This window comes from Hyphococcus sp. (assembly GCF_041986965.1).
In the GTDB taxonomy this organism is placed as follows: domain Bacteria; phylum Pseudomonadota; class Alphaproteobacteria; order Caulobacterales; family Parvularculaceae; genus Hyphococcus.
In genome coordinates this window covers 358140-371270 of sequence record NZ_JBHIXB010000002.1, presented here as the reverse complement: position 1 = coordinate 371270, position 13131 = coordinate 358140, and the positions used below count along the sequence as shown (strand labels likewise).

Sequence of the window (13131 nt, the reverse complement as noted above, 5' to 3'; positions counted from 1 at the left end):
CAAGCTAACATAGTGCCTGAAGAGAATCTTTGTGGATAACGATGAACTAGAGAACATATATTCTAAGCTGGCCCAAGAGTGTGGGGTCGCCGTAGAAAATGGCCGAATAGCTATTGGCACATTTTACGAAGATGAAAACAAGAAAGTAGCGGCAGTAAAAGGATTTAAGGAAGCAATGGCGCCATGGAGGCGGCTTGCGATAGAATGTGTGAACTACCTTTCAATTCTGTCTTTTACCTCAACGGAGGTGCTGAGTGACTTCCCGGAAGGTAAGAATGAAATCACGCGGCGCTTTTTGCAATCTCAATTTTCATTAACGAGTAGAGCTTCATTAGATATCAGGTCGATTATTGATCTAATTGACAACGGCTATGGTACCCAAGCGGACATCATTTCTTCATCTACTGCTGAAGTTTTAGAACTTGCTGCCGCGATCTGGATAGATCGAGAGATCGCTGTACCATTTTATGAGGCAGATACACACGATAAGGCGAACAAATTCTGGCATGCGTACTTGTCTAAAGGAAAAGTCCGGAAAATCATCGAAAAGTTTCTCCTCGAGGAAGTGCCTAATCTAGAAGATAGTCGGCCTGAACACATGGCTTGGAAAAGTCAAACGGGACGTTATCTCGGTGCTACTAAGCACCCGAGTTACTTTACGCCCTTTCTGCATATATTTTCTGAAATTGAGGAGGATGTCCCTTATCATCCTATAGAGCCAATACTGAGCCCGTCTTCGGTCGCGACTTATCAACATATTGCCGATCATTGCGTCGAGTTAGCAAACGTGATTCTTTTGTCAGTTGTGCGTCGATCTTCTCGCCCTAACAGCAGAAAAAGAAGGTTTTTTGAAGACGAAGCGCTAAACTCTTATGCTGAACGAGGGCATAAGTTTATGCAAAAGCTTTGGATTTACTATCTTGAAAACCAAGATCGTCACCCATTTTCGCTATGGCGCGATTTAGAAGAGGCCGGAGACCAAGTTAAGGGAAGCTGATTTCCTCCCCGGCCTCCTTCCATAACGGATATTTCTCCATCACGGATTTGAACAGGTCCGATTCCATCAGCCCCTTCAGCCAGCGCTGAACATTGGTGATGGCGCTCTCGTCGAACCAGTCCTTGTCGGCGATGCGGAACTGGCGCACGAAGGGAAAAATCGCGATATCGCTGAAGCCTCGCTTGTCGCCATGGAGATGTTCGTTATCCGCCAAACGCGCTTCGAGTTTCTGTAAAAACTCAAAACCCGCGGCGCGGTGTTCCTCCGCGTCGGCGTCTTCATAGCGCGTTGAATATTTATAGCGGTCGAGATGGTGTTTGAACGGCCCGTCATTCTCGGCGATGAGCGCATCATCCTTGTGCGCCAGCCAGTCTTCAGGGTCGTTTTGCGCCAGCGCCCACATCATCACATCGAGGCTTTCGTCGATCACGCGTTCGCCCTTAACCAGCACCGGGACCGTGCCTTTCGCGGAGGCGGCGAGCATTTCCTCCGGTTTGTCGCGCAGCAGGATTTCGCGCAGGCGCACTGTCACACCGCTTTCGGCTACCGCCATCCGCGCCCGCATGGCGTAGGGGCAGCGCCGAAAGGAATAGAGGATAGGAGTTTCATTCATGCGACTAATCTAAGAGGCCGAGTATGAATTAACACCCTCTCCGGTCATTCCCGCGAAAGCGGGAATCCATTAAGCAATCATTCTGGATCCCCGCTTTCGCGGGGATGATCGGTGCGTGAGACCATCTTCACGCCTAAATGCTGCTCGCCACGGGCCTTGGCCAATTGAATTTGCTTCTGGCGCTCGGCGAAGGCCCGGCGGCGTTCTTCGGAATATTCATCGACGCAATGGGGGCAGGAAATGCCGGCGACATAATGCAGCGACGCCTTGTCTTCTTCGGTGATCGGCCGGCGGCAGGCGAAGCACTGATCGTAGGAGCCGGGCGCGAGGTCATGGCCGACGGAAACGCGGCTGTCGAAGACGAAACACTCGCCGCGCCACAGGCTTTCTTCTTCCGGCACGGTTTCGAGATATTTGAGGATGCCGCCTTTCAAGTGCACCACATCCTCAACGCCTTCGGACCGCAGAAACGCCACCGACTTTTCACAGCGAATGCCGCCCGTGCAATACATGGCGACTTTTTTGAACTGGTTTTCTTCGCGGAATTTGCGGAACCATGCGGCGAAATCACGAAACGATGCTGTCTTCGGATCAATCGCGCCTTCAAAGGCGCCAATCCCGACTTCATAATCATTGCGCGTATCGATGACGATGGTGTCGGGATCGGAGATGACCTTGTTCCAGTCATGAGGCTCTACATAGCGCTCATGACTTTTATGCGGTTCGACATCGCCGACGCCGAGCGTCACGATTTCTTTTTTCAGGCGCACCTTCATGCGCAGAAACGGATTGTCGTCCGTATAGCTCTCTTTCCAGTCGAGATCGGCGCAACCGGGAAGGGCTTTCAGGGCGCCAAGAACGGCGTCGACGCCGTTGCGCGAGCCCGCGATTGTGCCGTTCACTCCTTCCGCCGCGAGCAGGATCGTCCCCTTGACGCCATGCCCTTCCGCGCAGGCCAACAGTCCCGGCTGATCTTCGGCATAATCAGGCAGGGGCGTGAATTTATAAAAAGCGGCGACAACAATCTCGGCCATGGCGAGGTCTTAAGCCATGCGCCCGAAAGGCTCAACCAAGAGCGCCTGTCTAGAACCCGTAAATCAGCGACGCCTTGGCGATGGTGTCGGTGTTTTCCCGGCCCAGCGGCGGGTCGGTCTCATAGCGGTACTCAAAGGAGAGCCCGGTTGAAATATCGCCCCAGAGCTGCGTCGTGAGGGCGGTGACGGATTGGAAAGTCGTCGTGGGCGAGGTCCAGGTGACTTCAAAATCCTGTTCGAACGTAATTCCCTCGCGGATCAGCCAGTCGAATTCGCTGGCGGCGTAAAGGGCGACTTCTTTTTCGATGTCGCGCGTGTCGTCGATAGGCGAATAGCGATAGCCGGGGCCGCCTTCGAGCTTCCAGGTGAGGTCTTCCGACTTGAGGAAATAGTGACCCAGACCGGCGCCGGCGAAGAGGCGATAGTCGAAGCCGGAGAATTCATCCTCCACATAGGAGATGCGGCCATAGGCGTAGGTATGGTCCGTAAAATTATAATCGAGCTTATAGGAAACGCCCCAGCGTTTCTGGTTGGTGACGTTGTTCGACTCGCCAAGATCGAAATAGGCTTTGATATTGTGCTTGAAGTCGCCGTCGGTGCGGGCTGCGTCAATCGCGACGCCCACCGCGGCGTTTTCCGAATTACCGGTGGAAAGAAGTCCCGAGGCGCTGATTTTACCGTCCCATGGTTTGACGGCGAGGAGGCCGCCCGCCGGCGCATCCTCAGCCTTTTCTTCGGCGGTGGCTTCAGCCGGAACAAGTTCGGCGATGCGGGTCTGCGCCGAGGCGTCGATGGCCTCCGCGTAATCGGGGAAGACGGCCTTCACCGCTTTGGCGACGGCGGCGATCTCTGCCGGGTCGCCGCTTTCGGCAGCGGCGTCGAGCATGGCGGCGGCGATATCGGGCATCTCGCCCGGTTCCTCGGCGGCGGCGTTTGCGCCGGTGATAGCAAAGAGCGCTGCCGCGCCGGAAAGAAATCTGCGGTCCATGCCAGGCCCTTTATGATTACGGAATTAAGAAAACATGACGCGATTCGATTCGTTCCGGATGAAATCCCCGTCATCTGCTCGGAGAGCCTTTAGGGGTCAGCGGACTAGACCGGGCCCACGTGACGCCGCCCGTTCCGGCGGCTAAGAAGGGGGGCAGCGATTCGGGAGAGACATGGCCGGAGCGGAGAACGGCGGGGAGAAGTTTCACATCGTCAAGATCGAGCTTGACGAGCGCTCCCTTGCGCCTGCGACCGCCGATATTGAGCACGAACGCAAAGTCGCGATCTACGATCTGCTGGAGGAAAATTACTTCCGCCCTGTCGGCGTTGAAGGCGGTCCGTTCGAGCTATATCTGTCCAATGTCGAAAGGCGGCTGGTCTTTGACGTTCGCCTTGAAGGCGGAGAGGCGTTGGGCCAGGTGCATCTGTCCATGACGCCGTTTCGCAAGATCATCAAAGACTATTTCATGTTGTGTGAAAGTTATTACGACGCGATCCGCAATGCGGCGCCCGCGCAGATTGAAACCATCGATATGGCGCGCCGCGCCATGCATAATGAAGGCGCAGAAATCTTGACCGAACGGCTGAAGGACAAAATCGAAGTCGACGACAATACAGGGCGGCGCTTGTTCACCCTGATCTGCAGTTTCCACATGCGCTAGCGGAGAGCCCCGAGAGATGACGAAATCAGTGCTCTTTGCCTGCAATATGAACTCCGTGCGCTCGCCTATGGCGGCCGCGCTGTTGCGTCTTGAAGCCGGCGACCGGCTCAAGATCGATTCCGCCGGCGTCTATGAAGGCGGTCTTGACCCTTTTGTGGAGATTGTCATGGACCAGCTCGGCGTCGCCATGAGCGGCCATGAGCCCAAGACCCTCAGCGAAGTGGACCTCGCCGACTTCGACGTCGTCGTGGCGCTGACGCCGGAGGCCGCCGTGGAGGCGCGCAAGCTGTTGCCTCGCGCAGCGATAGAGTTCTGGGATATTGAGAACCCCTCGGAAGAGCGGGGCGGGCGCGACGCGATCGTCGCCGCCTATGGCCGGGTCCGGGACGAGTTGAAAGCGAAGCTCGCCCGCCGATTCCCGGAAATCTATAAAAAACCTTGATTTTCAGCGCGCAGCCAACCATGTTCCCGCCGCAGCCGGCGCGCTCATAGCGCGATTCCGGCGATATTTGTTGGTTGAGGAGCGAATGGCGAAAGAAGAACTACTCGAGTTTGAAGGCACGGTGGAGGAACTCCTTCCGAATGCGACCTTCCGGGTGAAGCTCGAGAACGATCACGAAATTATCGCCCATACGGCGGGCAAGATGCGCAAGAACCGCATTCGCGTGCTCGCGGGCGACAAGGTGCTCGTGGAAATGACGCCATACGACCTCACCAAGGGCCGCATCACCTACCGATTCAAGTAAGCCCTGTGACGTCCCCCGCGCCGCTGATCCTTGCGAGTTCGAGCCCGCGGCGCAAAGCCCTGCTCGAGATGATCGGGATGGCGCCCGACGAAATTATCCCCGCTGACATTGACGAGACCGAGCGCAAGGGCGAGCTGCCGCGCGACCTCGCTTTGCGTCTGGCCAAGGGCAAAGCCGGGGCGGTGGCAAAGCAACGTCCTGACGCCTTCGTTCTCGGTTCTGACACTGTGGTCGGCTGTGGCCGGCGCATCCTGCCGAAAGCGGAAGACGACCAGACCGCGCGCGACTGCCTGGCGCTTTTGTCCGGCGGGTCGCACCGCGTTTTTTCTGGCGTCGCGGTCGCGAAGCCTGGCGGAGAGATTATTGCGCGCGTTGTCGAGACCCGCGTGAAGGTGCGCCGTCTCGATCAGGCGGCGATCGAAGAATATATCGCCAGCGGCGAATGGAACGGCAAGGCCGGCGGTTACGCCATTCAGGGGCTGTTCGCCAAGCACATCGTTTCCATCATCGGATCGCATCCGAATGTTGTCGGTTTGCCGGTTTATGAAGCGGCGAACCTTCTCATCGGCGCCGGATGGCGCAAGTCATGAAACGGCTGATCATTGAATGCGGCGTTGCGGAGACCTGCGCCGCATTGCTGGTTGACGATCAAGTCTGGAAATTCTGGTTCGGTTCTGCGCGCGGCGATGAGGCGCTGGACAATTTTCCGCGCGCCGGCCGCCGTTTCGCCGGGCGCGTGAAGACCGTCGATAAAAGTTTGAACGCGGCCTTTGTCGATCTTGGCCCTAAAACGACCGGGGGCGCCGACGCCTTTCTGGCGCTGAAGAAGAACAACGAAGCCCACTGCATTGACGGCGCCTTGGTCGAGGTGGAGATCAAGGCGCCGCCGCGCCAATCGAAAGGCGCCGCGCTGCGCTTCATTGCTCCGTTGAAGGAAGGGATGCCGGGGCGTCTGCCGCCTGTTGCGGATGCTGTTGTCGAGGCTGCGCAAATCATCGGGGAGGCGGCTGACGAAATTCTGGTCGATGACGGCGCCGCCTTGCGTGCGCTTCAAGCCGCCGGTTTTGAGAATGTCCGTCATGAGAGCCACCCCGTTTCGCTGTTTGCGAAATTCAACGCTGATCAGGATTTCGACGCTGCGTTTGATCGGATTGTGTCGTTGCAAGGCGGTGGACGGCTTGTCATCGACGAAGCGCAGGCGCTGACGGCGATTGATGTCGATACCGGCGGGCTTTCCGCATCTTCGCCGGCGCGTCTTCGCGAAAAGATCGCCTTTGCGGCGGCCGGGGAGGCGATGCGCCAGATTTCGCTGCGCAATATTGGCGGGCATATCGTCATCGATTTTCCGGATATTCCGGGCGACGCCGGGCGCAAACGCTTTCAGGAGCATTTGCGCAAGATGATCGTGCGGCTCGACGGCGCCGGGGCGGCGAGCTTCTCTCGTTCCGGGCTTTACAGTTTTACCGCGCCGCATCAGGCGCTGTCGCTTCTCGATCGGTTTACCGAAGAAGATGCGGCGGCGCCGGTGGCCGGGCGGCGCTTCACCCTGGAGGCCGGCGCGAAAATGGCTGTTGCTGCGCTGGAGCGGCGTTTGCGTTCCGCCCCGGCCGCGCATTTCCGGCTTTTTACGGGGGCGGCGCTTGCGGGGTATCTTTCTGAAAACGATATATGGTGCGCGCGGTTGACGGACCGCTATGGACCGCGCTTTGACATTCTAACCGACGATAAAACCGGAGACCGGAGTTTTGACCTCACCGAGCAATGACAATGGAGGAAAGGCGGCGCCGCCTTGCCCGATCTGCAATGCGCCAGCGGTTCAGGCCTATGTCCCATTTTGCTCCAAGCGCTGCGCCGATGTGGATCTTCATCGCTGGCTCTCAGGCGGCTACGCCATCCCGGCCGAAGAGGATGATAGCGAGGGGTCTATCATCGAGGATGAGAAGTGAGCGCTGAGACGGAGAGACCGGCGCCGGCCGCCGTCAACGCAACTGGCGTCGAGGCCTATGCGCCGGCTGAAATCGCGAAACGAATCGAAGCTGTTGGCGTCGCCAAGGCGAAGCTTCCCTTCTTAAAGCTATTCATGCTTGCGGTGCTGGCGGGTGTGTTCATTGGTTTCGGCGCGGCTTTCTACACAGTGGTCGTCACCAATGAGGGCGTGGGCTATGGCGTGGCGCGGCTGCTGGGCGGCGCTGCGTTTTCTCTTGGGCTCGTGTTGGTTGTTGTCGGCGGCGCCGAGCTGTTTACCGGTAATAACCTGATCGTCATGGCGTGGGCGGACAGACGCATTTCGACGGCGGCGCTGCTGCGCAATTGGAGCGTTTCCTATATCGGGAACGCCGTTGGCGGCGTCGCGCTTTCTGTCGCTGTCTATTATAGCGGTGTTCTCGAACCTGAAGGGACTGCCGCCACCGCGGTCAGAATCGCCGAAGCCAAGCTCGCCCTGTCGCCGCCCGAGGCGTTTCTGCGCGGCGCGCTCTGCAACGCGCTGGTTTGTCTCGCGGTCTGGCTCAGCTTTGCCGCGCGCAGCGTCACCGACAAGATTCTCGCAATCCTGTTTCCGATTACCGCGTTTGTGGCCCTTGGCTTTGAGCACTCAATAGCCAATTTTTACCTTATTCCCGTTGGGCTGCTCGCCGGCGCTGAAGGCGGTGTTATGGGGCTTGCAGGCAATATCATCCCGGTCACGCTCGGCAACATTATTGGGGGTGCTGGTGGGGTTGCGGGCGTTTATTGGATCATTTACGGGCGGGGGTGATCCCGGCTGGCATGGCGTTCAGGCGTGTGATATAGTTACACCCGCCGGGGATGATTCCGGCGGGTTGAGGACTGAATGAAGACAGGATTGCTGACAATCTGTCGCTCCAGAGCTGGCGCAGCGTTGATCGCTGCGGTCATCGCGCTTCTTGCCTCTCAAGTCATCATCTCAGCCCATGCCGCAAAATATGGCGACGGTCCGCACGACCATGACGGACAGGTTTGCGTTCTCTCCCATGTTACTCATAGCGGCGAGAAAGCCATTGCGAATGCAGCCTTTGTATTGGTCGTCGTCGTCGCCGTCTGGCGTGCTGGCGCACAAATCGTGCAGACGGAACGCGCCGCCATTGCCGTTCGCGCAGCCCAACCCCGCGGCCCCCCAAGCTTTTAGACAATCCGAAATTGTTGCGTCTTGATTGTCAGGTCTCGCGTTTGAATGCGTGAGGCGCCTAGAGCTTGAAGGGATTCCACCCGTGAAAAAGAAACTGTTGTTGTCCGGCGCCGCGGCGCTTGGACTTTGCGCGCCGCAATTTGCATTGGCGCAGGATGAAGATCACGACCACGCCGATGATGAGATCATCGTCACCGGCACGCCTATCGCCCACCCCGAACATGAATCGATCATCGCCGCCGATGTATTGACCGCCGAGGAGCTTGCCTCACGCGGTGAAGCCTCTCTTGGCGAGTTGTTGCGTCAGCAGCCCGGCGTTTCCTCGTCATTCTTTGGACCGGCGGCGAGCCGCCCGATCATTCGCGGTCTCGGGGGCGATCGCGTGAGCGTCCTCGATGCCGGTATTGGATCGATTGACGCCTCAACGGTAAGTGACGACCACGCCGTTGCGGTAGACCCGGCTTTGGCGCAACGCATCGAAATCGTGCGCGGTCCTGCAACGCTTTATTACGGCAGTTCGGCGGCGGGCGGCGTCGTCAATGTTTTTGACGGCCGCATCCCCGATCATGAGCCCGAAGACGGAATTGACGGCGCGCTCCGGACCAGCCTTTCCTCCGTCAATGACGGCGTTGAGGCGGCCGGCGGCTTCGATGCGCTGCTCGGCCGGAGCGGTGATACGAGCTTCGTCTTTCATGGCGAAGGCTATTATCGCGACAATGATGATTACGACATTCCGGGATTTGCCGAGTCGGACATTTTCCGCGCTGCGGAAGAAGCTGAAGAACATGAAGATGAAGACGAAGATCACGACCACGAGCATGAAGAAGAGGAAGAAGCCTTCGGCGCCGTTCCCAACACGGCTATTGAGGCCAAAGGCGGCGCGGTAGGCGGCTCCATAATCTTCCCTGACGGCTTCATTGGCGTTTCCGCCAAGATTGCGCGGTCGCTTTATGGCGTGCCTGGTCACCATCACCATGAGGAAGAGGAAGGCGAAGAAGATCACGATCACGAAGAGGAAGAGCACGGCGAAGAGGCGGTGAATATCGACCTCGAACAGGAACGCTACGACCTCATGGGCGAATTCAACAAGCCGTTCCTTTTCATCGACACAACCAAAATCCGTTTCGGCTACGCTGATTACACTCACCAGGAGCTGGAAGGCGACGAAATCGGGACGACGTTCAATAACAAGGGCTATGAAGGCCGCATAGAATTTCTGGAAAAGGAATTCGGTAATTTCCGCGGCGCCACAGGTTTCCAGTACAAGCACCGTAATTTCGAGGCGATCGGTGACGAAGCCTTTACGCCGCCGAACATCACCGATCAGTTTGGCGTCTTCACGGTGCGCGAATATGAAACCGGAAACTGGCACGCCCAGGTCTCGGGCCGTTACGAGCACACCGATACCGAGGCGGAGAGCGTCGGGCTGAGCCGCTCTTTCGACGCCTACAGCATTTCGGCAGGGGCGGGCGTCGAGCCAAGTGAGAATCTGTTCTTTGGCGTGAATCTCTTGCGCACAGAACGCGCGCCGGCGCCGGAGGAGCTGTTCTCCAACGGGCCCCATCTCGCCACCAACGCCTATGAAGTTGGCGATCCGACCCTGGGCAAGGAAACGGCGCGCGGCGTCGAAACGACGCTGCACGGCGAATATGGTCCGCTGTCCTTTACCGTGAACGGGTTTTACACCGACTATAAAGACTTCGTCGCCCTCATTCCTAATGGCGATGAGGAAGACGAGTTGCCGGTGTTCGAGTTCGTCGCTCATGACGCCGTGTTCAAAGGCTTCGAAGCGCAGGCGGACGCCGACCTCTTCTCCACCGGCGCCTTTGACGTCTCTGCGCGGGCGCAAGTCGATTATGTGCGGGCGAAATTCAAAAATAGCGGCGACGTGCCGCGCATTCCGCCGCTAAGGACCGTTCTCGGCCTTGAGGCGAGGTCTTCGCATATCGATCTTCGCGGTGAAGTGGAAATTGCGGCCGAGCAGGATCGCATCGCCGATTACGAACTGCCGACAGACGGCTATACGCTCGTCAACCTCGCCGCGACCTGGCGGCCGGGCGGCGAGGATCATGGGCTGTCGGTCCAGCTTCGCGCTGATAACGTCACGAATGAAGAGGCGCGGCTGTCAACATCCTTCCTGAAGGATGTGGCGCCGTTGCCTGGCCGGAACATCAAACTCACCCTGCGCGGCGAGTTTTAAAAGAAAAAGGCCCGCCGCTTGACGGCGGCGGGCTCTTTTAATGGCTTGGGTTAGAGGATGCTTTCGGGCGCTTTAAGTTTCGTCAGCGCCGCAAATTTCATGCGTTCGCTTTCGTCAAGCGCTTCGTCCTTATTCTGATCGGCTTCGTCGAACTGGGCGACGCGCGCCTCAACAAGCTCGTCGTGAGAAATTTCTTCATCGCCTTTGCTGATCTCGGCGAATTGTTCTTCGGCGGTCGCCGCTTCTTCAACGCTAGCTTCTGCGCTGGCGGTCGCCGGCGGCGTCGCCTGTTCAGTCTCAACGACTTCGTCAGGAATGCTGAGCGCCGGGTCGTTTAACGGCGCGCGCGCGGCGGCATAGGCCACGAATTCGGCCTGATCGAGCTTGCCGTCGTCATTCTGATCGGCCTGAAGAAACTCCGACTCAGCGTATAGCTTCGCCTCATCGCGCGTCTCGACTTGTGTTGCGTCGATAATCGCTGTGGCCGCTTTCGTGGAAATATCCGCTTCCGGCGCCATGACTTCTTGAGCGTTCGCCGCCAGCGGCGCAATTGCGAGCGCAGATGCGCCAAGGATAAGCTTGCGTAACATAACTGCCTCCTTTGTGAGTTTAAGTTCGACGCATTTAATTGCGTCGTGCAAGGAGTAATTAAGAATGTTAGCGCGCGTTGGTAGTTAAGCCTTGGTCATGACTTTCAGGTCATGAACGGAAATTAACAAGCGTTGCAGGGAACTTTCCGATCAGAGCGCAGACTTCTCGTTTGTGCTGTTACGCTGTCCGGAAGAAAACATCTCTTGAAGGTCGACGGATGATTCTTTTCCGATGAGATCGAAATTGTCAGAGAGCCAGAGATCGGCGATGTTCCGGCCTTTTTCTTTCAGCTCCGACAGAAAGGCCCAGTCCGTGCGGAATTTGCTGGAGATGTCGTAATCTTCCAGCGCGCAATCGGAGCGAATGGAGTGGATACGGATATTGCGCAGCCGGTCGCGATATTCCTCCTTGATCCAGCCGTCATCGAGCAGTTTGTGAACGAAATTGATCGCCCGCAATTCCCGCAACAGCGAAGAGTTGAAACTGATCTCGTTGATCCGGTTCATGATGTCCGCCGCCGTGACAGGCACTTCGTCCCGTTCGATGGGATTAACATGAACGATGACAATATCGGATGTGACGGCCTCGTAGAAAAACGGAAACAGGACGGGGTTTCCCATATAGCCGCCGTCCCAATAATCCTCGCCGTCGATTTCGACCGCCTTGAAAATGAAAGGCAGACAAGCAGACGCGCAGACGACATCGGTTGTCATGTCCTTGGTTTCAAAAACATGGACCTTGCCGGAACGCACATTGGTGGCGGCGATAAAGAGTTTCGTCACCTTGCAGTGTTTGAGGCTGTCAAAATCGATGCAACCAACGAGAATGCGCCGCAGCGGATTCACATCGAAGGGATTGAACTGGTAGGGTGAAAAAGTGCGCGTCACCGCGTCAAAGAACTGATAGGTGAGGGCGCTTGCGATACTGGCGGCGCCGCTTGTCAGCGGAAACGGGCCGGCCGTCACAGGGCTGTAAACCTCGCCGGCGGCGCTGATGCGTTTCCATAAAAGGTCCAGGGTGTCGCGTGCGCCTTTGGCGCCGCCTTTATGCAACCCATAGGCGACAGCGGCGGCGTTCACGGCGCCGGCGCTTGATCCGGAAATCGCCTCGATCTCGATGCGGTCGTCTTCCAGCAGGCGATCGGCGACTCCCCAGGTGACGGCGCCATGGGCGCCGCCGCCCTGAAAGGCGAGGTTGATGCGTTTTTTTTCGGTCATCAATGCGCGACCCAGCCGCCGTCGATCTGGTGCGCGGCACCGGTGATCTGGGCGGCGTTGTCAGAACACAGGAAAACGGCGAGGGCGCCGACCTGTTCGACGGTGACAAATTGTTTTGTAGGCTGGGCGTCGAGAATGACTTTTTGAACGACCTCTTCCTCAGTCATGCCGCGCGCTTTGGCCGTATCGGGAATCTGTTTTTCGACCAGCGGTGTTTTTACATAGCCGGGACAGATGGCGTTGCAGGTGACGCCGTGTTCGGCGCCTTCTAGCGCAATCGTCTTTGTAAACCCGACAATGCCGTGTTTCGCGGCCACATAGGCGGACTTGAAGGGAGAGGCGATAAGACCGTGTGCGGAGGCGATATTGATGATGCGCCCGAATTTGCGGGTTTTCATGCCGGCGAAGACAGCCTTGGTTGTGTGAAAGGCGGAGGACAGGTTGATGGCTATGATCGCATCCCATTTTGCTTCCGGAAAATCCTCTACCGGCGAGACATGTTGAATGCCGGCATTGTTCACAAGAACGTCAACTTGCCCGAAGGCGGTTTCGGCCTCCGCCATGAGGGCGTGGATCTCCTCGGGTTTGGTCATGTCGGCGCCGTTATAAAGAACCTTGACGCCATATCTGTCCTCAAGACCAGCCCGGATTCCCTCGATCTCGCCGGCGTCGCCGAAGCCGTTGAGCATTATGTTCCAGCCCTCGGCTGCAAAGGCGGTTGCGACGCCGAGCCCGATGCCGGAGGTGGAGCCAGTGATGACGGCGTTTAGCGGTGAAGTCATGGGATTGCTCCTTTTGCTTGCCTTTTAGGGCCTGAGGCTCATACATGCTGCATCGCACAAGGCGCTTCAAGGGCCCGGATATCAAGATAAAAGGAACAGAGCTTTTTCTTCTTATGGCCCCCATGTGCGGTTACACTGCTCATATGTGCAAATAGGA

Annotated in this window: 16 protein-coding genes; 10 read left to right on the top strand and 6 right to left on the bottom strand. The window is 57.5% G+C overall.

What is annotated here, in order from left to right:
* Positions 1-31: 31 nt before the first annotated feature.
* Positions 32-997 carry a hypothetical protein gene (locus ACFC5L_RS10795; RefSeq protein WP_375202931.1) on the top strand — a complete coding sequence of 322 codons (966 nt, stop codon included), beginning with the start codon at positions 32-34 and terminating at the stop codon, positions 995-997.
* Here the strand turns inward: ACFC5L_RS10795 and ACFC5L_RS10790 are convergent.
* The 3 genes from ACFC5L_RS10790 to ACFC5L_RS10780 all read right to left on the bottom strand — a co-directional run bounded on the left by ACFC5L_RS10790 (position 984) and on the right by ACFC5L_RS10780 (position 3632).
* A complete protein-coding gene (locus tag ACFC5L_RS10790; protein ID WP_375202932.1) occupies positions 984-1610 on the bottom strand; it encodes a glutathione S-transferase in 627 nt (208 codons plus the stop codon). The genes ACFC5L_RS10795 and ACFC5L_RS10790 overlap by 14 nt on opposite strands.
* A gap of 77 nt (positions 1611-1687) precedes the next feature.
* Positions 1688-2644, bottom strand: a complete 957-nt coding sequence (gene trhO / locus ACFC5L_RS10785; protein WP_375202933.1) for an oxygen-dependent tRNA uridine(34) hydroxylase TrhO — start codon at positions 2642-2644, stop codon at positions 1688-1690.
* 49 nt (positions 2645-2693) lie between these two features.
* A complete protein-coding gene (locus tag ACFC5L_RS10780) occupies positions 2694-3632 on the bottom strand; it encodes a DUF481 domain-containing protein (protein WP_375202934.1) in 939 nt (312 codons plus the stop codon).
* Between the two features lie 172 nt (positions 3633-3804).
* Here ACFC5L_RS10780 and ACFC5L_RS10775 point away from each other — a divergent pair, with 172 nt between their 5' ends.
* From ACFC5L_RS10775 to ACFC5L_RS10735, 9 genes are all read left to right on the top strand, one after another.
* Entirely contained in the window at positions 3805-4293 is a 489-nt protein-coding gene (locus ACFC5L_RS10775) for a UPF0262 family protein (protein WP_375202935.1), read from the top strand.
* Positions 4294-4309: 16 nt separating this feature from the next.
* Complete coding sequence (locus ACFC5L_RS10770; RefSeq protein WP_375202936.1) at positions 4310-4735, top strand: arsenate-mycothiol transferase ArsC; 426 nt, start codon at positions 4310-4312, stop codon at positions 4733-4735.
* An 85-nt stretch (positions 4736-4820) separates the two neighbouring features.
* Positions 4821-5039: a translation initiation factor IF-1 gene (gene infA, locus ACFC5L_RS10765; RefSeq protein ID WP_104830882.1), complete on the top strand. Its 219-nt coding sequence runs from the start codon at positions 4821-4823 to the stop codon at positions 5037-5039.
* 5 nt (positions 5040-5044) lie between these two features.
* Positions 5045-5629 (top strand): Maf family protein, encoded by a 585-nt coding sequence (locus tag ACFC5L_RS10760; protein WP_375202937.1) that lies wholly within the window; start codon positions 5045-5047, stop codon positions 5627-5629.
* Entirely contained in the window at positions 5626-6804 is a 1179-nt protein-coding gene (locus ACFC5L_RS10755) for a ribonuclease E/G (RefSeq protein ID WP_375202938.1), read from the top strand. Before ACFC5L_RS10760 ends, ACFC5L_RS10755 begins: the two co-directional genes overlap by 4 nt.
* Positions 6785-6985: a DNA gyrase inhibitor YacG gene (locus ACFC5L_RS10750; RefSeq protein WP_375202939.1), complete on the top strand. Its 201-nt coding sequence runs from the start codon at positions 6785-6787 to the stop codon at positions 6983-6985. Before ACFC5L_RS10755 ends, ACFC5L_RS10750 begins: the two co-directional genes overlap by 20 nt.
* Positions 6982-7794: a formate/nitrite transporter family protein gene (locus ACFC5L_RS10745; RefSeq protein WP_375202940.1), complete on the top strand. Its 813-nt coding sequence runs from the start codon at positions 6982-6984 to the stop codon at positions 7792-7794. The genes ACFC5L_RS10750 and ACFC5L_RS10745 overlap by 4 nt, the downstream gene beginning before the upstream one ends.
* Positions 7795-7869: 75 nt before the next feature.
* On the top strand, positions 7870-8184 hold the full coding sequence (locus ACFC5L_RS10740; RefSeq protein WP_375202941.1) for a hypothetical protein: 315 nt from the start codon (positions 7870-7872) through the stop codon (positions 8182-8184).
* Between the two features lie 82 nt (positions 8185-8266).
* Positions 8267-10384 (top strand): TonB-dependent receptor, encoded by a 2118-nt coding sequence (locus ACFC5L_RS10735; protein WP_375202942.1) that lies wholly within the window; start codon positions 8267-8269, stop codon positions 10382-10384.
* A 50-nt stretch (positions 10385-10434) separates the two neighbouring features.
* Here ACFC5L_RS10735 and ACFC5L_RS10730 read toward each other — a convergent pair whose 3' ends face one another.
* From ACFC5L_RS10730 to ACFC5L_RS10720, 3 genes are all read right to left on the bottom strand, one after another.
* Entirely contained in the window at positions 10435-10974 is a 540-nt protein-coding gene (locus tag ACFC5L_RS10730; RefSeq protein ID WP_375202943.1) for a hypothetical protein, read from the bottom strand.
* A gap of 150 nt (positions 10975-11124) precedes the next feature.
* The gene (locus ACFC5L_RS10725; RefSeq protein ID WP_375202944.1) at positions 11125-12192 is read right to left on the bottom strand and encodes a patatin-like phospholipase family protein; all 1068 of its coding nucleotides are present in this window, start codon (positions 12190-12192) and stop codon (positions 11125-11127) included.
* Complete coding sequence (locus ACFC5L_RS10720; RefSeq protein WP_375202945.1) at positions 12192-12974, bottom strand: 3-hydroxybutyrate dehydrogenase; 783 nt, start codon at positions 12972-12974, stop codon at positions 12192-12194. The genes ACFC5L_RS10725 and ACFC5L_RS10720 overlap by 1 nt, the downstream gene beginning before the upstream one ends.
* Positions 12975-13131 lie beyond the last annotated feature (157 nt).

Bases quoted from the DNA above. Each gene is read 5' to 3' on its own strand.
- ACFC5L_RS10720 (WP_375202945.1), bottom strand. From the start codon at position 12,974: ATGACTTCACCGCTAAACGCCGTCATCACTGGCTCCACCTCCGGCATC.
- ACFC5L_RS10790 (WP_375202932.1), bottom strand. From the start codon at position 1,610: ATGAATGAAACTCCTATCCTCTATTCCTTTCGGCGCTGCCCCTACGCC.
- ACFC5L_RS10780 (WP_375202934.1), bottom strand. From the start codon at position 3,632: ATGGACCGCAGATTTCTTTCCGGCGCGGCAGCGCTCTTTGCTATCACC.
- ACFC5L_RS10725 (WP_375202944.1), bottom strand. From the start codon at position 12,192: ATGACCGAAAAAAAACGCATCAACCTCGCCTTTCAGGGCGGCGGCGCC.
- ACFC5L_RS10770 (WP_375202936.1), top strand. From the start codon at position 4,310: ATGACGAAATCAGTGCTCTTTGCCTGCAATATGAACTCCGTGCGCTCG.
- infA (WP_104830882.1), top strand. From the start codon at position 4,821: ATGGCGAAAGAAGAACTACTCGAGTTTGAAGGCACGGTGGAGGAACTC.
- trhO (WP_375202933.1), bottom strand. From the start codon at position 2,644: ATGGCCGAGATTGTTGTCGCCGCTTTTTATAAATTCACGCCCCTGCCT.
- ACFC5L_RS10775 (WP_375202935.1), top strand. From the start codon at position 3,805: ATGGCCGGAGCGGAGAACGGCGGGGAGAAGTTTCACATCGTCAAGATC.
- ACFC5L_RS10755 (WP_375202938.1), top strand. From the start codon at position 5,626: ATGAAACGGCTGATCATTGAATGCGGCGTTGCGGAGACCTGCGCCGCA.
- ACFC5L_RS10730 (WP_375202943.1), bottom strand. From the start codon at position 10,974: ATGTTACGCAAGCTTATCCTTGGCGCATCTGCGCTCGCAATTGCGCCG.
- ACFC5L_RS10740 (WP_375202941.1), top strand. From the start codon at position 7,870: ATGAAGACAGGATTGCTGACAATCTGTCGCTCCAGAGCTGGCGCAGCG.